The following is an 18,785-nucleotide window of genomic DNA, read 5'->3' on the forward strand; positions in this document are numbered from 1 at the left end:
TAGCAAGCTTTTGTCCAGAACCTTCATAAGCTGAATTTTCGCCCGTGGCATTTTCTAGTTCAAAAGTCCTCCTTTCCGACTCAGAACCGAACTCTATATGAGTTGTCGGGAGATTTTCTTTTACCCTCCCTACATCAAACGGATCCATAGCTGATCTTCCTAGCGACTTACAACGTAAGAGGCCGATTAAAAGGGAGAAAAAATTATGGCCACCGTTTATGTCAGCATCGGAAGCAACATTAACCGCGAATATCACGTCACAGAATCTCTCAAAGCATTGAATAGTCACTTTGCACCTCTGAACATTTCTAATTTCTACGATTGTGAGCCTGTTGGTTTTGAAGGGGACAACTTCCTAAACCTAGTCGCAGGGTTTGAATGTGACCTTTCTATCGCTGAACTGGCTAAGGTTCTGCATCAAATCGAATTAGAAAATGACCGCAAGCGAGAAACTAAAGAATATGCCTCGCGCACGATGGATATCGATATCCTTCTTTACGGTAACGAAGTAGGCATTATTGATGGAGTAGAGCTGCCTCGAGGTGAAATCACCGAGTACGCTTTTGTGCTTCGACCGTTAGTTGATGTTGCCGCGCAAGAACTTCATCCCACTCTAGATATCTCTTTTCAGCATCTCTGGAACAACTTCGATCAGCTGAGTCAGAAAACCGAACTTATACCGTTCGAGGTCAGCTTCACTTAGTCCCTGTAACTGCTTTAAACAGAACGCTTGAGCTTTATTGATCTTTTCTTCTAACAGGCACGTAACTCACTCTACCTTCTAAGGATCGGAAACTGTTATGAATCACAATGCGATTATCACCATCACAAATCTCAGATTAAGAACCTTCATCGGCTTCAACGAAGAAGAAAAAACCAAGCAGCAAGACATCGTCATAAATGCGGAGATCCATTATCCCGCGAACAACCTTTGCCTCTCTGATGATGTGGAGAACGCACTTAACTACAAAAATATCTGCAAAAAAATTATTGAACATGTTGAATCTGGACGGTTTCTGCTTTTAGAAAAGTTAACCAGCGACGTACTCGGTATTTGTATCGACCATTCATGGGTTCGATACGCTCAGGTGAGAATTGACAAGCCTCATGCTCTACGTTTTGCCGATTCCGTCTCGCTCACCCTGAGCTATGAAGCAGAACTTGAAGATTAACTCATAAGGAGCGACTCAATGCTAACCACAGAAGCTGAAAAAGTAAGAGAAGCTTTGCTCGAAAAGGGGCTTGAAACCCCGATGACATCGAGCGAAATGAACCCCGACCAGAAGTACAACCGCATCAAAGGGCTTTTGACGGAAGTTGTCAGTACGCTCGGGCTGGATTTAACCGATGACAGTCTCGCTGAAACACCTCATCGCATTGCAAAGATGTACGTTCACGAGATATTTTCAGGGCTCGACTACAATAACTTCCCCAAAATTAGTGTTATCGACAACAAAATGTCAGTTGATGAAATGGTTAAGGTATCGGATATAGATTTAACTTCGACGTGCGAACATCACTTCATCACCATCGATGGTTTAGCACAAGTGGCTTATATCCCAGAATCCAAGATTCTTGGGCTATCTAAAATAAACCGTATTGTTCGATTCTTTGCTCAGCGTCCGCAGGTTCAAGAACGCCTTACTCAACAAATCCTGGTCGCGATACAGGCTCTGGTCGAAACAGAAAATGTGGCTGTGACGATTAAAGCAACTCACTACTGCGTTAAATCGAGAGGCGTTATGGACGCTAACTCTGAAACCACCACAACCGCGCTTGGTGGCAGTTTCAAAACTAACCCTCAAACTAGAGCTGAGTTTTTACGATGAGTGAAACGATTCTAATAACTGGAGTGGGGAAGCGTTTAGGATTCGCTCTGGCGCAGCAACTTATATCTGACGGATACAAAGTCGTTGGCACTTACCGAAGCGACTATCCCCAGCTGAAAATACTGCGCGACAGTGGAGCCGACTTACAACAGGTAGACTTTTATCAACAAAGCAGCCTAGAGGGCTTTCTTCATTACGTTGGTCAAGAATATAAGACACTTCGTGCCATCATACATAACGCTTCCGACTGGAAGCCTGAGAACAAGACAAACCCCAGTGAAAATGCATCACAAATCATGCACCAGATGATGACGATTCACGCCACCGTGCCTTATCTGGTTAATTTAATGCTCAAAGACCAACTAATGTCTGGCGATAAAACGTCGGACATCATCCACATCAGTGATTACGTTGCGGAAAAAGGCAGTAAAAAACACATCGCTTACGCGGCCAGTAAAGCCGCACTCAACAACTTGACGCTGTCGTTCTCAGCGATGTTGGCTCCCAAGGTGAAAGTCAATACTGTCTCTCCTGCCATGATAAAATTCAATGAACATGATGACGAGGCGTACAAAACCAAAGCTCTGAAAAAAGCACTGATTCCCGCAGAGGCAGGCTTTGAAGAAGTGATAGATGGCATTAAGTTTGTTTTGGCTAGTCACTATATGACAGGAAGGACTTTGCACCTTGATGGCGGCAGGCACTTGAAGTGAAGTTCATGCGTTGTGATCTTGAGGCAGGATAGTCAACTAATCTATTCGTCTTTCATATCGTCTAACTACATTTTTTTAAGTTGTCCCTCGACACTTTTTGGGTTTTAGACATTAGAACGTGTTTGCATGGGCGACTCACCAAACAACTGCTTGTAGCTTTGGCAAAAATATCCCAGATGAAAAAAACCAAAGTCAAAGGCGATTTCATTGATGCACCGTTGTTCGCTCGGATTTTGCAGAATGCGCCGTACCTGGTTGAGACGTACATTTTGTATAAATTGTTTTGGTGATATGCCACAACAGGACTCAAAGGTGTATTGCAGCGTACGGCGACTGACATAAACCGCATCGCACAGTTCAGACACGGTGACGGGTTTACGGTACTGCGAGTTATCTAGGTACTGCCTAATTCGACGCATTGTGTTCTCACGCTGTGAGGCATTGGTTTTTTGCATATTTTGATTAGACGATTGAGCGAACAATTCGACCAACATATCTTGAACAATGGATTGATGAGTTTGAAAAGACCAGCGAGATTGACTCGGGGAGAGTAGTAAGCTCAAGTAAGCTTTTATTTGTTGGGTGTAGTGTTGAGAGCAACCAAGAAAGTGGCTCTTGCTGTTTAATGATTCAATCTCTAGCTGTTGCTGAATCATTTCAACCAGTGAAGGGCTTATGACTAACCCATAAATAGAAAAGGTTTCTGGCGTAAGTAGCTCAAAATCCGCCCCAGCCTCACGGATCAAAATACTATCAGGATTACCTTGTGCGTAATTGATGTGTAAAGGTCTATCGTTAGCACTGATCCCTAACCAAATCCCTTCATTAATACGACATTGCTGCTTGAGTTTTCGGTTGCTGTCTTCTCGAAATAGGTGCACGTGAGAAAATTTTCGTTCACGGATCTGACCTAGAAAACTTCCTTGACTCAGTTGGTCATATTCTTGCTGCCAGTTAAAGAGGCTGGCTGCCTGCTGATTTGCATCAAATGTGTTGAATGTGCACAAATTAGGTGCATAACGCATCAATTCTTCATCCTTTCTCATCATTCCATGACCTACCCATGTGACCCATATTAGTACAGTGTGTCTTTAAGTTTATGTTTATTAATGCTTTTTTATGTTTGCCGATTCTTGATATTCATTCGGTTCAAAAATCGCTTAATTACTCATATATACAAAAGGTTATTGAGCAAGAACTGAACCAGTTTATGAAGAGGGAATTTATGACAGCAGCTTATCGCCGACAACAAGGGCACCTGGTTTTTAACTTTGAGTCGTTAGCAGATCTGATGGCAAAGGCTACGCCAGAGCGTTCAGGGGATGTTTTGGCTGGTGTATCTGCGACTTCTGCTGCAGAGCGTGTTGTAGCTCAGATGACACTGGCAGACTTGCCCCTAAAGACGTTTTTAAATGAAGCGGTGATCCCTTATGAAAGTGATGAAGTTACTCGTTTAATCATTGATAGCCATGATAGAGAGGCGTTTAAAGCGATTGATCACCTTACAGTGGGAGACTTTCGGAACTGGCTGCTAAGTGATGAAGCCGATAGTCTCACGCTTGCAAAGCTGCGTCCTGGTTTAACTCCAGAAATGGTGGCTGCAGTGAGTAAGATCATGCGTAATCAGGATTTGATCCAAGTCGCCAAAAAATGTCGGGTAGTGACTGCGTTTCGTAACACCATTGGCTTGCCTAGTCGTTTATCCACCCGTTTACAGCCCAATCATCCAACCGATTCTCTCAATGGCATTGCCGCCAGTATTTTTGATGGTTTGATGTATGGCAATGGTGATGCTGTGATCGGCATTAATCCCGCAACAGATAATGTACCACAGGCAATTAAGTTGATGAATCTGATGGAAGAGGTCATTCAACACTACCAGATCCCGACCCAATCTTGCGTATTAACCCATGTTACAAACACGATTGAAGCGATTGAGATGGGCGCTCCGGTGGATCTCGTCTTTCAATCTATTGGTGGCACTCAAGGTACGAACGACACCTTTGGTATTAACCTTTCGATCCTTAAAGAAGCAAACGAAGCGGCGCTTTCGCTGAACCGAGGCACCGTTGGAAGTAACGTCATGTACTTTGAGACAGGGCAAGGAACATCTCTCTCTGCCAATGCTTTTCATGGTGTGGACCAACAAACTTGTGAGACACGGGCTTATGCCGTAGCGCGTCATTTTAATCCATTGTTGGTTAATACCGTGGTCGGCTTTATCGGCCCTGAATATCTCTTTGATGGAAAACAGATTATTCGAGCAGGGCTTGAGGACCATTTTTGTGGCAAATTGCTTGGCCTGCCGATGGGGTGTGATATCTGCTATACCAACCATGCCTATGCCGATCAAAATGATATGGATAACTTACTGACATTGCTCGGTGTCGCTGAGTGCTCGTTCATTATGGGGATTCCGGGTTCCGATGACATCATGCTCAATTATCAAACAACCTCGTTTCATGATGCACTTTATGCACGCAAGGTGTTGGGTTTAAAACCTGCGCCGGAGTTTGAGGAGTGGCTAACTCAGATGCAGATTTTTGATGATGTAAAAGATGTGCGCCTAAATGAACGACTCTCCGGCTCATTTGCTGGCGCTCTAGCACAACTTAATGGAGGCCCCGCACATGGGTAAGGTGGTCTCTATGGCAAAACATTCTGCTTCTAAGTTGGTAACTCAAAACCCTTGGCACGAGCTTAAAGGTTTTACATCGGCACGTATTGCACTGGGTCGAAGTGGAAATAGCGTTCCAACTAAAGAGTTGCTTTCATTTCAACTCGACCATGCACAGGCGATGGATGCCGTTCATTGTGCTTTAGATGTGGATTCATTGGTTGAGCTCATCGCTCAATCAAACTCGGTCATTCAACACACTTCTCAGGCACCAATTAAGGCGCACAGCAAAGCGACAGACAGATTCATGTATTTGCAAAGGCCGGATCTTGGTCGTGAGCTTGATGACGTCTGTTGGAATCAGTTGCAAGCCGTTCTTCATTCAGAGTCTCCCCCGTTTGATCTCGCGATAGTAGTCGCTGATGGCTTGTCTTCAATTGCCATTCAAAATCATGCAAATCCAGTCATTGAGCATCTGCTTTCTTTATTAGGGGAAGACGAAGTGCCGTGGCATGTTGCTCCTATTACTGTTGTGAGGCAGGGCCGAGTGGCAATAGGAGATGATGTTTGCGAGTGCTTACAAGCCAAGATGGTGGTGGTTTTGATTGGTGAACGCCCGGGACTGACCTCTCCAGATAGCATGGGTATGTACCTGACTTGGCAGGCAAGAAGAGGAGCAAAAGACTCTGATAGGAACTGCATTTCTAATATTCGCCCACAGGGGTTGGCTTATGAAGATGCGTGTAAGCGAGCGGTATACCTATTGAAGGAAGCTCGTCGGCTAGAGCTTTCTGGGGTCAACCTTAAAGACCGTTCGAGTATCGAGGAAGAAGGTGGTGAGCAGTTAGAAGACAAGCACACAGGCAATTTTTTAATTGGATAAAAGACAAAAATAGAGGGATTTACAATGTCAGAACATCAGGAATATTTGGCGCAAAGACAACTTAAAAGGGGCACTGCTGGGTGGATTTTGCTAGCAGGGTTAGGCGTTTCATACGTGATCTCTGGTGACTTTGCAGGCTGGAACTTTGGTATCGGTCAAGCTGGTTGGGGAGGCTTTCTTATTGCTGCAATTGCTATGGCGGTGATGTACTTTACCCTTGTCCTTTCTTTGGCGGAGATGTCTGCGGCTATTCCCGCTGCAGGAGGTGGCTATAGTTTTGCTCGACAAGCCATGGGACCAACGGGGGGATTTTTTACCGGCTTATCCGTCTTAATTGAGTATGCCCTTGCACCTGCCGCGATTGTCATTTTTATTGGCTCAGCGGTGAATGAACTAATGGGTATCGATGGTCCTCTTGTTTACGCGATCTTTTATGCCATCTTTATCGGTATTCATATGGCAGGGGTAGGAGAAGCTCTGAAAGTCATGATGGTCATCAGTGGGTTAGCCGTACTAGCAATTCTTATGACAGCAGGCGTATTGGTTAGTGAGTTTGATGCTAATAATCTGTTTGATATCGCTCCGGCAACCGCACAAGCCACAGAACTACTTCCTTTTGGTTGGTATGGTGTATGGGCGGCACTACCGTTTGCAATGTGGCTTTTTCTTGCGGTAGAAGGGGTTCCACTGGCTGCTGAAGAGGCGAAAAACCCGGCCAAGGATGTACCCAAAGGTATTATCGGCGCAATGTTATTCTTACTGGTCACCGCTACCTTAGTCGTTCTGCTGCTTGCGGGCGCTGTGGGTTCTGAAGCGATTGCGAATAGTGCCGTTCCTCTAGTCGATGCCTTGAAGTTGACCGGTAATCCAACCGTTGCAACGGCTGTTAATATACTAGGACTTGCAGGACTTATTGCTTCATTCTTCTCGATTATCTACGGTTATAGCCGCTTAGTGTTTGCATTGTCTCGTGCGGGTTACTTGCCTCAAAGCTTGTCGCTTACAAACAAAAACAAAGTGCCTGCTCGTGCTTTAGTGGTGCCGGGTGTGTTTGGTTTTGCTGTGTCATTGACCGGAGAAGGCGACCTGATCTTGGCGATGGCGGTAGTGGGGGCGACAGTGTCTTATGCATTAATGTCGCTTAGTCATATATTGTTGCGTATCAAGCAACCAGAGCTTCACCGTCCATACAAAACACCGGGTGGCATGCTGACTTCCGGCACTTCACTAGTGCTGTCGCTTATTGCAATGACGGGTGTTTATGCTTTTGACCCATCTGCATTCTTTATGACTATGGGACTCTTTGTGATTGGTGGTGCTTATTATGGCCTATATAGCCGTAATAAATTGGTCGCATCGACCGCTGAGGAAGAGTTTGAGATGCTGTCGGTTGCAGAGAAAGAGCTTGAGGCTACTAATTAGATCCAATTTCTAATGGTATTTAAGGCTCTAGTGCTTTGCTGGAGCCTTTATTACACTACTTGTAGTAACTTGCGTGTAAACCCCAATCGCGATCACCTCTAACGATAAATATTAATTTAGAAATAGTGCTGTTTTAGGATCATTTTCTTGGAACGTTTTTGTCCAGACACTTATCATGATTTTTTATAACGAGTTAGATTCATAGCGACGAGCCCCGAAGTTCATTGATAGTGAAGTTTTCATCGCGCTAATCATGTCGATTGCCTTTCTCTAAAGATAAGTTGAAATGATGCAAAGGAAGAATTCGGCATAGATTATGAATGGGATTGATTCAGTAGACGGAATATATGATTCACTAGTAATTAGGATGAATTACTGTTCGCATGTGTATATGTAGCCTACTCCAGACTAATTTCCCTCACACCCCAACACTGCGACAAACGCATCCAAATACTTTTCTATAGTTAAATCCGCAGAAACCGGCGGTAGTTCTACAGTAATGCACGGTAGGCTTCTTTCTTGGCACCATGTACCGAATGAGCCTGGGGTTTCGTAATCCACGTCTTCCACGAGTGGTAGGTTGAACTGCTTGCCTAGCCAAGTGGCGAGTTCCGATTGGGTTGGGTCGTCGACCATAGCGAGTGGTTCGTGGAAAGAGATGACGAACTTGGGTTGGCGTTGCTCAATGAGGTTAATGAGCGACTGCACTTCCGGTTCAAGCAGATCGGCTTGTCCCGTTTTTACTTTTACATCTCTGACTGGTGTGTGAGAACTCCAGCGATAGACGGTCCCATTTTCTGTCCAGTTCTGAGTCGGAAAGGCGCGGTTTAGATCGACTTGGTTAGCGTTGGCACGAGTACCCAATTGATTGCCGTCCGGGTTCATCGACAGGATTACATCGTGTCGTAAGTTGGCGGCAGGCAAACATCTTAGCGCGCAAGATAAACCTGCGATAGAAGCCGTTTCATCACCGTGTGTGCCTGCTAAAATCAGCCCGCGAGACTCGCTTTCTACTTGCGCGGGGAAATAGAGCAAAGGCGCACCCAACACTGATTTTCCATATGACAGCGGCTTTATTGAAAATGCAGCTCTTTCCGTTCTTGGAATTAAACTCACCTTTATCTCCTGATTGATCAAGTACTATCAAGTATTAACGATTACACAAACTTACTTAAATAAACTAAAGCGTTAAAACTCGTCAACAGTCGCATTGTTAATTTTATTACTTGCTTCAAAGATAGGCTAGGAGAGCAAAAACATATGGATTTTAAGAAACATTCAACGGCTTTACTCATTTCATCTCTATTGACCCCTTTTATCTCAGTAACTGCCGTTGCTGACACATTGCCTGCGGGAACTTCTCTGGCGAAAGAACAACATTTAGTTCGTGCTAACGATGCAGAAGCGGCGACGCTTGACCCTGCGAAAGCAGAAGGCCTGCCAGAAATGCACATTCTACGTGACCTATTTGAAGGTTTAGTGATTCAAGATCGCGATGGCAATATCACCCCAGGTGTTGCACAGTCTTGGGAAACCGAAGACAACCAGACGTTTGTATTCCACCTACGTAAAGACGCGAAATGGTCGAATGGCGATCCGGTGACGGCCGATGATTTCGTGTATGCGATAAGACGCGCGGTCGATCCTAAAACGGCATCGCCGAATGTTTGGTATCTCAAGCTTACTCAAATCAACAACATTGCTGACGTAGCCGAAGGCAAAAAGCCCGTTGAAGAGTTAGGTATCTCTGCAGTCGATAAACACACGGTGAAATTCGAACTCGATAGTAAAGTGCCTTACTTTGTGGCGATGACAGGCCACACATCCATGATGCCAGTGCACAAAGCAACCCTAGAAAGTAGTGACAAGCCGTGGAGCGATCCTAAGCAATTTGTTGGTAATGGTGCATTCGTACTAGATGAGTGGGTGGTGAACGAGCGCATTGAGCTTAAGAAGAACCCGACGTACTGGGACAGTTCAGATACCCACTTAACCGAAGTAACTTATATTCCGTTTGAGAATCAGAATGCCTCGATTAACCGTTATGCGGTGGGCGAGGTCGATATTACTTCGGACGTGCCGACACACATGGCGCAGCAGCTTAAAAGCAAATATCAAGATGCGTTTACCACAGTGCCTCTGTTGTGTACTTACTACTACGCATTCAATACTACGCGACCACCTTTTGATGATGCGCGAGTACGTAAAGCTGTCTCTTATTCTATGATGCGTGACGTTATCACCAATGGTGTGACTCAGGTGGGCAACTTACCGGCTTATACCTTTGCTCATGAGTACACGGCTGGTTTTGATGCAACACAACCTGAATACAGCACGTGGACTCAGAAAGAACGCGATCAAAAGGCCAAAGAACTATTGCAAGAATCGGGCTACGATGCGTCTAACCCGTTGGATTTCAAACTGCTTTACAATACCAGTGAATCGAACAAGTCGATTGCAGTGGCGATTGCATCAATGCTGAAAGGCAACTTAGGCGCACAAGTTGAACTAGAAAACCAAGAGTGGAAGTCTTACTTGGTATCGCGTCGCCAAGGTGATTTTGATGTGATGCGCGCCTCTTGGTGTGGTGACTACAATGAAGCATCAACCTTCTTGAGCCTGTTGCGTTCTGGCTCTTCAGGTAACTTTGCTCGCTACAACAATGAAAAGTACGACGCAGCAATGGATAGCGCACTAGCCGCAACCAGCGAACAAGATCGCCAAGGTTTCTACGACCGGGCAGAACAGTTGCTGGCAGAAGACATGCCGATCGCGCCAATCTACTACTACATGCAGGCTCGTCTAGTGCGACCAAGTGTCGGTGGTTTTGCGAAGAACAATGTAGAAGGGCGTATCTACTCTAAAGATCTCTACATTGAAGAGTAATTGAGCTTCTTATATACCAATAAAATTCTGAAATAAAGAAAAGGGATGTTGATCATAAATATCTGATCAACGTCCCTTCGTCATTAATCTGTAACGGTAAGCGCAAAAAACTGAAACCTGATTGAAGTATTTTTCACTTTTATTTCAATCAGGTGAAGCCATGTTACCCCCTCTACGTGCCCTTGTTGCGTTCGAAGCTGTTGCCCGCCTCGGTTCTATTGGCGCTGCTGCGCGCGAGCTTTGTGTTACCCAAGCTGCGGTGAGTCAGCAGCTTAAAAGTTTAGAAACCTTTCTCGATACCACATTGTTTGAGCGCAGCTCCAAAGGCGTAAAGCTAACGTCAGCTGCTCAGCATTATCAACCGATTGTGGCAGGCTCACTTGCTCACCTTAAATTGCAGACTCAAATCTTGTTCGGGGAAAAAGAAACCGACGTGTTGAGCCTGCGCGTTAATCACACTTTTTGCCATAACTGGCTGTTACCTCGCCTGCCATCTTTTTATCAAAAATACCCTTTTATCAGGCTCGATATTCAGCTGGTGGACTGGCCATCAACCAATCCTTGTCAGAATGTCGATATCGAACTAACCAACGGCAAGGTCGAAAGCGAAGACACCCATAGTGAGCGACTGTTTCAGGAGCATAGGTAACTGGTGTGCAGCCCTTTCAGAGAAATTACGCTCAGCAATTCAGAAGATCAAACTTGAGCAACAACCAACTCTAACAATTAAGTCTAGTTTTGGTATTAGCTTGCTATCAGAAAAGGAAAAGTGGAAAGACTGTGCGATCGCGCGCTTTATCAAGCAAAGCTAAAAGGACGAAATACAATTGTGATTGAAGAGTCATACCCGGCATCAACAAAAGCGATCGGCAGCTCTTAGTTTGACTAAGAGCCAACATCCACACAAATTATTTTTGGCATGTTTAGCCCTAAAAGGCTTTCGTCGTGCAAAGTGATGACGAAAATCGGTAAATAAAAGTCAAAAATAAAAACGCGAGCGGTAGATTGCGATTTATGTTGGTGCTACGTTATGAGCAATTTATAACATATAAGTCATGACACATTAGACTGAGAGATAGCAGCTAACGATGAACAAGACAAAAAGATATCCGGCCAGCATAGTATTCAGCTACCTAATACTTTCATCTTTATGGGTTTTATTTTCTGATCTCGCGGTTGAATCATTATCAAATGACTTGCGTGAACATGCCTTAGCACAGACAGTCAAAGGTCTGGTATTTATCATTCTAACGTCTGCTCTGTTATGGGTAATGGTTCGGAAAAATAATCGCGATTTAGAGAGCGCCAACGATCTTGATAGTGTCACCGGGCTTCATAGCCCATCAGTTTTTTATCGATATTTAAATAAAAGACTGAAAAATTCTCAAGCCATTGACCATTATGTCCTCTTCTTATTAGACATTGATAACTTCAAATCTGTCGCTGACCAGATCGGATTCGAAAATACAAATTCATTTTTAAAAGACATTGCACGATCTATTGAATTTCCTATTGAGCATCAACCACTTTCGTCACGGGTACATTCCGATGGTTTCGCATGTTTAGTCAAACTCGATGATAAGGAAGATATTGAATCCTACATTGCTCTCGTACATCGTAGATTTAACCAGTGTGCTTATCGTTATGATATCCACGCCACTTGTTGTATTGGCGCTGCTCTATTCCCCTCGGATGGGAATAATGCCAAGCAACTCATGGCATCAGCAACCCACGCCTTAACTGAAGCAAAGAAAAGCAAGGACACGATTGAATTTCATGACCCAAAACTCACTGAGCTTGAACGTCAACGACAAGAAATGGTGCAAGAATTACGTAAAGCGATTGATGACAAAGCGATTGATATTGTGTTTCAGCCTAAATTCAACATTGAAAGTAAATTTGTCGCTGGCGTGGAGGTGTTGTCTCGTTGGACGCATGAGCGCTATGGTGTCGTTTCACCGGATATCTTTGTCGCGCTAGCAGAAGAGAATCATTTTTGTCGTGATTTGACTACGTTAGTTCTAGAGAAGACTGCGTCACAACTTAGGGCTAATGGCTTGCTAGGGAATGCGCTTAATAGTGTCTCGGTCAATATTTCAGCGGTAGAGCTAAATAGCGTTGATGACATGAACCATCTGGATGAATATCTACGAAAGGATCCCGAGTTTGCTCGCTTACTTTGTCTTGAAATTACTGAAACCGCTATTTTGAAAGATATAGATCAGTGTGCGATCGCTGTTCAGAAGTTAAAAAAACAAGGGGTGTCCTTTTCGATAGATGATTTTGGTGTTGGCTACACGTCTTTTGGTATATTTAGCAAATTGGATGTAGATGAAATCAAAGTCGATCGCAGTTACATCAATGGGTTGGAAGATGATTATCGTTCTAGAGCCATAACGTCTGGTATTATTGATATAGCGCGAGGGTTTGGCATTAGTGTAGTGGCTGAAGGGGTTGAAAATGCTCAACAACTGTCAATTTTGAAAATGTTAAATTGCGAACAAGCCCAAGGTTATTATTTGGGCTACCCGATGCCATATAAACAGTTGAAAGAAAGTCTCACCTCTGAAATAGAACCATGTTCAACAACATAATTTAATACTTTTTCATCTAGGCTACAGAGATACAGATGACTTGTATCGAGAAGGATGCTGTTGGCCTAACTATAAGAAATCCCCATTCGTTGACTAGACGAATGGGGATTTTAGTTACTAGGGGGTAGTAATTTTATCTTTTAACTTGTTTCAGGTTTTAAATAGCCACCATAGTCGCGGCTTTCTTCATTGCTTCTTTGGTTGAACACTCAATCACGTTCGCGTTAGTAAAGCGGTGTGCGTCTTTCACTAGGATGTCGTGAGCCAAAATAACCAGTCTTGCGTTCGCTACATCTAGGTCGGTGATGCGGTTCTGAATACCGTTTTGACCTTGAGTTTCTACCTTGATCTTAAGGCCTGCTGCTAAGCCTGCTTTTTCCAGTGCTTTCGCTGCCATGAAGGTGTGTGCAACACCTGAAGGGCAACATGTTACTGCTACGATGTCGTACTCGCCTTCGCCTGCTACAGGTGCTGTTTGAGCTTGAACTGGCGCTGCTTCAACCATGTCATCTTCTGTTTCTACTGCGACTGGTTTCCAGAAGCCAACGATAACCGCTGTGGTTAGCGAGCCAAGTGCAATACCTACTACGTACATTGGAATGTTGCTTGATACAGGTGCAGTGATTAAGCCGCCCCAAGGTGCGTGAAGTAGAACGTCTGTCATGAAGCCAAACACACAACCCACGATACCACCGGCAACGATTGAAGGAAGTACGCGCATTGGGTCATTCGCTGCGAACGGGATAGCGCCTTCAGAGATACCGATAGAACCCATGATTGCTGCAGCTTTACCTGCTTCTTGCTCTTGTTTAGAGAACTTGTTTTTGAATAGGAACGTTGCCAATGCCATGCCTAGAGGTGGTGTACAAATCGCGATGCCAACGCCGCCCATTAGCCAAGGTTGTGTGTCTACTTGAGTTTGGGCAAATAGGGTCGCTACTTTGTTTATAGGGCCGCCCATATCAAACGCCGTCATACCGCCAAGGATTGTACCCAGAACCATCTTAGATGCGCCAGCCATTGAAGCTAGGAACTCGTTCATAGAAGACATGAACAGTTTGATTGGTTCACCGATGCCCCACAATACGATACCTGCAGAGATTAACGTGCCTAGAAGCGGGTAGATAAAGTACGCTCCTAGCGCCGTCATATTTGCAGAAAGTGGGATCTTCTTAAGTTGGAACACCACGCCACCGGCGATAAAGCCTGCCACGATACAACCAAGGAAGCCGCCGCCCATGTCAGCCATGATGCCAGAAGAGATCATCGCAGGTGCCAGTGCTGGTTTGTCTGCAATTGAGTAACCAATAAAGCCGCCAAGAATGATTGGGAAAAGAACAAGGCCCTTGATACCGATGTTAGAGATATCTGCTAGTAAGCCGTCTGCTGGAACCGCACCTTTGCCTGATGCCATGACCGCTAAAGCCAGCAGAACACCACCGGCTACGATAAAAGGCAGCATGTGTGAGGTTCCGAAAAGCAGGTGACCTTTCATGGTACTAAGGATTTTTTTATAGTCGCTACTACTATTCTTATTATTAGAATTGCTACTGGTATTCGTAGCTTGATTTGCTAGGGTGCTCATAATTTTCTACGCCTTATGAATTAATTAAAATATTAAGGATTTGATGTTCATCTTTTGCGTTATGGATATTTTGAATAAATTCATCACTGAATTTTCCAAATAGTTCTTGTAGTACATAAATATGATGGTCAGCACCGTTGTCGGGTGAGGCAATCATAAAAAATACGGTTGGATTGATGTCGTCTTCATCGCCATAATCAATACCTTTACGCTTAACACCGACAGCGATTGCTGGCTCAGTTACCGCCTTGCTTTTTGAGTGTGGGTAAGCGATGCCGTCCATTGAGGTAATGCTTTGAGATTCACGAATTTCAATGTCTGCCAAGAAGGCTTCTTTATTACTGATTCGGTTGTTTTCAAATAACATGCTTGCCAATTCTTCAAACAGTTCTTTTTTATTATTCGCTTGAAGGTTGTTATTAATTAAGTTGACGTTAGTTAGCTGTGTGACCATTTATTAACTCATTCACTATTGAAGTTCTTGAATTAAAATTAATGGATTAACGGCATTCGCGAAATAGCAAATAAAAGCCCTTCACTGTACATTTGTACCAAGCAAAATTAAGTGTGATTTGCATCATTCATCCAGTGTGAGATGGGTCATATTTGATGGTGTTTTTGATTATGTTTTTGACACGCCGAGCGGCCTCATCAGCAACAAAAATGCCCCGCATGAGCAGGGCAGTAAGACTTTGTACTGAGTTCTAAGGGAGCTAGCTGTAAGCACGCGCTACTCGGCCAACGCAATCCAGTTTGTAGCTCTCAGCATAAGCAGGAATGAATACCGATTGGCCTTTCTCTATCACGCAGGTTTCGCCGCACTGGTGAGTAAGCACCATAGATTCGTCGAGAGGTAGTAGGATCTCGGCACCTTCGGTAGTGATCCGTCGCTGATGTGAGTTTTGCACGATAGAGAACTTAAAATCCTCGACTGGAATTTGGTATTCCATCACATCACCTTGCTCTATCGGGCTGAGCAGTAACCTATCCGCAGGCTTTTCCTTAAATCGAGTACAAGAAACCAGTTCATTCACGTCCATGTATTTAGGCGTTAACCCAGCGCGCAATACATTGTCTGAGTTCGCCATGATCTCTAAGCCCGTGCCTTTGATGTAAGCGTGGGGCGTCTCGGCATCCAGATACATGGCTTGCCCCGGCTTTAGCGTGATAACGTTCAATAGCAGCGGAGCAAACAGGCCGACATCCCCCGGATACTGTTGTTCCAACTCTGAAATCAACTGGAACACAGGGGCATCTGAAAGTTTCGCCTTCATCAACAACATGGTCAGCGCCATGCCTTTTTGTTCTCCTTGTAAAGACAATAAGCTCGCGAAGAAGCTGGCTAACCCATTAGGCGTTTGATCGCCCGCTAGGTCATTGACCATAGAGTTTAGCTCTGGAACATCGAGGTAATGGAAATGCTCAAGGATCTCGTTGATCGATCTGAAACCATTCATCGCGGTGTAGTCGGTTAGGGCATACACCAGTTCTGGCTTGTGGTTGGGATCCTTGTAGTTACGGTTGCCCGCTGTCATCGGAATGCCTTGCTGCTCTTCTAGAGCATAGCCAGATTCGGCTTGCTGCTTGTTCGGGTGAACTTGAACAGAGAGCGCTTTCTCCGCCGCTAACACCTTAAACAGATACGGAAGTTCACCAAAACGGCTCGCGACTTTCTCGCTCAGAAACAGGTTTAGGTTCTTAGAAATCAAGTTCGACAACGTGGTTTGATGACCATTGTCAGTGACTATCGAACAACCATTAGGGTGAGCACCCATCCAGATCTCCGCTTGCGGCTCACCAGACTGGTTATCAGTACCAAACAGTTGGCTGAACGAAGAAGGGCTACCCCATGCGTAGTTCTGAATCACGTTGGTCATAGGGTAGAAAAAGCGTTGTACGAACGAGTCGTTCGCTAAAGAAAAATCAGACATCGAGATCACCATGAAGGGAAACATGGCTTGAGCTCTACTCGATTTACTAAAATACGAGAGTAGAGGGACTCAAGCCATTGGAGTTGAAATGGCTTAAGCCGCTGCTGTTGCTAGCTTGGCTTTGCGTAGATTTTTAAGCGCGATACAAGTAACCGCAGTCACACCTGCACCTGATGCCATGCACAGCAGTGCCAGCATTGGGTAGTTCATTGCGCCGAGCAGAGCCACAACAGGGCCACCGTGAGCAACGCTGTTGGTGATACCAAATGAGAACGCCATAACAGCTGCAGTCATTGAGCCAAGCACGTTGGCAGGGATAACCGACATTGGATCTTGCGCTGCGAAAGGAATCGCACCCTCAGAGATACCTACTAAGCCCATCGCACCTGCTGCTTTGCCTGCTTCAATTTCAGAAGATTCAAACAGGTCGAACTTGCGGCCCAATCTGGTTGCGATAGCCATGCCTAATGGAGCGACAGGGATTGCGCACGCCATCGCACCCATGAATTGAGTTTGACCGCTGGCAATCATGCCGACCGAGAAAAGGAACGCTACTTTGTTGAACGGACCGCCCATATCGAAACCGGCCATGCCACCAAGGACGATGCCAAGCAGAACCACGTTGCCTGTGCTCATGCTCGTTAGTAGTGCAGTAAGAGCATCCATCAGCCCAGCGATAGGTGCGCCGATAACAAAAATGAACAGACCTGCGATGAACAAAGAGCCAGTGATCGGAGCGATCATGATAGGCACAAGCGGTTGAACGAATTTGTGGTAGTTAAACGAGGTGATCCATTTAACGAAGTAACCCACTAATAAGCCTGCGATGATTGCGCCAATGAAGCCAGTACCAGCGTCAGCGCCATAGAAAGAGCCGTTGTTAGCAATCCAACCACCGATAAGGCCAGGGGTTAGGGCAGGGCGGTCAGCAATCGCATAAGCAATGTAGCCAGCCAAGATTGGGATCATCAATGTGAAGGCAACCACGCCCACTTCTAGGATTTGGTTCCACATGCTGCCAGCAGGAATCGCCATGCCAGATTCACTTGGCTCGCCGCCAATCGCCAGTGCAAGGGCTATCAATAGGCCACCAGTCACGACGAATGGGATCATGTGAGATACGCCATTCATCAAGTAACGGTAAAGGTCTGAACGTGCTTGTGAGGCTTTTTCTACAACAGATTGGTTGGTCGGCGTTTGTTCAGCTTGGTAACTAGGTGCGTTGAGCGCTTGCTTAATCAAGCCTTGTGCGTCTTTGATTGGTGCTTTTACGTTGGTGCTGATGACGCGTTTTCCGGCAAAGCGAGCCATGTCGACCTGTTTATCACAAGCCACGACAATCGCGTCGGCGCGTTCGATCTCTTCTTGAGTCGGGCTGTTTTTAACACCAATAGAACCGTTAGTTTCGACCTTGATGTCGTAGCCAAGAGCCGCCGCTCCTTTCTCTAGCGCTTCAGCTGCTAAATAAGTGTGCGCAACGCCAGCTGGGCAGCCTGTCACACCAATGATGAAGCCTTGTTTCTCAACGTTGGTTTCGGTTGCTGAAGGCTCAGGTTTGCTAAGCAGTAGTTCTAATGCTTCTTGTTCAGATTGAGCATTCATGAAGCTTTCGATAAAGCCTTCTTCAATCAGTTTTGAAGAAAGCTCTGCCAGTACTTCGATGTGGTGATCATCGCCGCCATCTGGAGACGCAATCATGAAGAACAGTTTTGATGGCTGACCGTCATCGGCGCCGTATTCGATACCCTGCTTGTGGACGCCGATAACAACCGCGGGTTTGATCACCGCAGCGCTTTTTGCGTGTGGCAGTGCGATGCCCTCTTCAAACCCAGTATTACCTTGTTCTTCACGAGCCTTAATGTCGGCAAGAAACTGTGCTTTGTCTGAAATACGGCCTTGTGCGTACAGCACGTCTATCAGCTCTTTAAATACGTCTTCTTTTGAATTAGCGCTAAGCGAAAGCTTAATCAAATCTTGATTGATCAATGTCGTGATCATAATGAACCCCTACTCTGTTTTTATTTTGTTAGGGGTATTCTGGAATTGATTACTTGCCTTCTGTAGTGAAGAAAAAATGCATTTACTGGATGATTGTTGCCTTATAAATGGAGTGTGATTTTGATCGGTTAGGAGTGCCTGTTTGGGGGAGTGTTGACAGCTTTTATGAGGTTATAACGCTTTTATTGATAAGGGCTTAGATTGATTTTTCTATCATGATAACAGTGTTCTAAATCTGGCCTTAGACTGGAGATTTATTTCCACTACTGGATTTTTGTAACCTAGATCTCAAATTGTGATTTTGCTCAATAGCGCTATGTTTCACTA

Annotated in this window: 15 protein-coding genes and 2 pseudogenes; 11 read left to right on the forward strand and 6 right to left on the reverse strand. The window is 45.1% G+C overall.

The window, feature by feature from the left end; translation table 11 throughout:
- Positions 1 to 205 precede the first annotated feature (205 nt).
- The 4 genes from folK (at position 206) to folM (ending at position 2,542) form a co-directional block, all read left to right on the forward strand.
- The gene (gene folK, locus AB4209_RS14745; RefSeq protein ID WP_372056319.1) at positions 206 to 703 is read left to right on the forward strand and encodes a 2-amino-4-hydroxy-6-hydroxymethyldihydropteridine diphosphokinase; all 498 of its coding nucleotides are present in this window, start codon (positions 206 to 208) and stop codon (positions 701 to 703) included.
- Between the two features lie 97 nt (positions 704 to 800).
- On the forward strand, positions 801 to 1,172 hold the full coding sequence (gene folX, locus AB4209_RS14750; RefSeq protein ID WP_017067658.1) for a dihydroneopterin triphosphate 2'-epimerase: 372 nt from the start codon (positions 801 to 803) through the stop codon (positions 1,170 to 1,172).
- 18 nt (positions 1,173 to 1,190) lie between these two features.
- Positions 1,191 to 1,829 carry a GTP cyclohydrolase I FolE gene (gene folE / locus AB4209_RS14755; protein WP_048611743.1) on the forward strand — a complete coding sequence of 213 codons (639 nt, stop codon included), beginning with the start codon at positions 1,191 to 1,193 and terminating at the stop codon, positions 1,827 to 1,829.
- Positions 1,826 to 2,542, forward strand: a complete 717-nt coding sequence (gene folM, locus AB4209_RS14760) for a dihydromonapterin reductase (protein ID WP_372056321.1) — start codon at positions 1,826 to 1,828, stop codon at positions 2,540 to 2,542. The genes folE and folM overlap by 4 nt, the downstream gene beginning before the upstream one ends.
- 104 nt (positions 2,543 to 2,646) lie before the next feature.
- Here the strand turns inward: folM and AB4209_RS14765 are convergent, their stop codons facing one another.
- Positions 2,647 to 3,567: a helix-turn-helix domain-containing protein gene (locus AB4209_RS14765; RefSeq protein WP_017061644.1), complete on the reverse strand. Its 921-nt coding sequence runs from the start codon at positions 3,565 to 3,567 to the stop codon at positions 2,647 to 2,649.
- Positions 3,568 to 3,767: 200 nt separating this feature from the next.
- Here AB4209_RS14765 and AB4209_RS14770 point away from each other — a divergent pair, with 200 nt between their 5' ends.
- Genes AB4209_RS14770 through eat form a run of 3 tightly spaced genes read left to right on the forward strand, consistent with a single transcriptional unit; the run spans position 3,768 to position 7,464 of the window.
- Positions 3,768 to 5,180, forward strand: a complete 1,413-nt coding sequence (locus AB4209_RS14770; RefSeq protein WP_017061645.1) for an ethanolamine ammonia-lyase subunit EutB — start codon at positions 3,768 to 3,770, stop codon at positions 5,178 to 5,180.
- The gene (eutC, locus tag AB4209_RS14775; protein WP_017067008.1) at positions 5,173 to 6,042 is read left to right on the forward strand and encodes an ethanolamine ammonia-lyase subunit EutC; all 870 of its coding nucleotides are present in this window, start codon (positions 5,173 to 5,175) and stop codon (positions 6,040 to 6,042) included. Before AB4209_RS14770 ends, eutC begins: the two co-directional genes overlap by 8 nt.
- A 24-nt stretch (positions 6,043 to 6,066) precedes the next feature.
- On the forward strand, positions 6,067 to 7,464 hold the full coding sequence (gene eat / locus AB4209_RS14780; RefSeq protein ID WP_017061647.1) for an ethanolamine permease: 1,398 nt from the start codon (positions 6,067 to 6,069) through the stop codon (positions 7,462 to 7,464).
- 408 nt (positions 7,465 to 7,872) lie between these two features.
- Here eat and mpaA read toward each other — a convergent pair whose 3' ends face one another.
- Positions 7,873 to 8,580 carry a murein tripeptide amidase MpaA gene (gene mpaA, locus AB4209_RS14785; RefSeq protein ID WP_372056323.1) on the reverse strand — a complete coding sequence of 236 codons (708 nt, stop codon included), beginning with the start codon at positions 8,578 to 8,580 and terminating at the stop codon, positions 7,873 to 7,875.
- 144 nt (positions 8,581 to 8,724) lie between these two features.
- On the opposite strand from mpaA, the gene AB4209_RS14790 reads away from it, so the two are divergent.
- The 4 genes and pseudogenes from AB4209_RS14790 (at position 8,725) to AB4209_RS14805 (ending at position 12,944) form a co-directional block, all read left to right on the forward strand.
- On the forward strand, positions 8,725 to 10,350 hold the full coding sequence (locus tag AB4209_RS14790) for an ABC transporter substrate-binding protein (protein WP_372056325.1): 1,626 nt from the start codon (positions 8,725 to 8,727) through the stop codon (positions 10,348 to 10,350).
- A 160-nt stretch (positions 10,351 to 10,510) separates the two neighbouring features.
- Positions 10,511 to 10,996, forward strand: a pseudogene (locus tag AB4209_RS14795) (LysR family transcriptional regulator); the annotation flags it as partial.
- A 10-nt stretch (positions 10,997 to 11,006) separates the two neighbouring features.
- Positions 11,007 to 11,230, forward strand: a pseudogene (locus AB4209_RS14800) (GGDEF domain-containing protein); the annotation flags it as partial.
- 208 nt (positions 11,231 to 11,438) lie between these two features.
- The gene (locus AB4209_RS14805) at positions 11,439 to 12,944 is read left to right on the forward strand and encodes a putative bifunctional diguanylate cyclase/phosphodiesterase (protein WP_372056327.1); all 1,506 of its coding nucleotides are present in this window, start codon (positions 11,439 to 11,441) and stop codon (positions 12,942 to 12,944) included.
- Between the two features lie 157 nt (positions 12,945 to 13,101).
- On the opposite strand, the gene AB4209_RS14810 is transcribed toward AB4209_RS14805, so the two are convergent.
- From AB4209_RS14810 to AB4209_RS14825, 4 genes are all read right to left on the reverse strand, one after another.
- Positions 13,102 to 14,529 carry a fructose-specific PTS transporter subunit EIIC gene (locus AB4209_RS14810; protein ID WP_372056329.1) on the reverse strand — a complete coding sequence of 476 codons (1,428 nt, stop codon included), beginning with the start codon at positions 14,527 to 14,529 and terminating at the stop codon, positions 13,102 to 13,104.
- 13 nt (positions 14,530 to 14,542) lie between these two features.
- Positions 14,543 to 14,983, reverse strand: a complete 441-nt coding sequence (locus AB4209_RS14815; RefSeq protein ID WP_102421523.1) for a PTS sugar transporter subunit IIA — start codon at positions 14,981 to 14,983, stop codon at positions 14,543 to 14,545.
- 259 nt (positions 14,984 to 15,242) lie between these two features.
- The gene (gene manA, locus AB4209_RS14820; protein ID WP_372056331.1) at positions 15,243 to 16,460 is read right to left on the reverse strand and encodes a mannose-6-phosphate isomerase, class I; all 1,218 of its coding nucleotides are present in this window, start codon (positions 16,458 to 16,460) and stop codon (positions 15,243 to 15,245) included.
- Between the two features lie 93 nt (positions 16,461 to 16,553).
- Complete coding sequence (locus AB4209_RS14825; RefSeq protein WP_372056333.1) at positions 16,554 to 18,458, reverse strand: fructose-specific PTS transporter subunit EIIC; 1,905 nt, start codon at positions 18,456 to 18,458, stop codon at positions 16,554 to 16,556.
- Positions 18,459 to 18,785: the final 327 nt, after the last annotated feature.

The organism is Vibrio sp. 10N.286.48.C11 (assembly GCF_041469805.1).
Classification (GTDB): domain Bacteria; phylum Pseudomonadota; class Gammaproteobacteria; order Enterobacterales; family Vibrionaceae; genus Vibrio; species Vibrio crassostreae_C.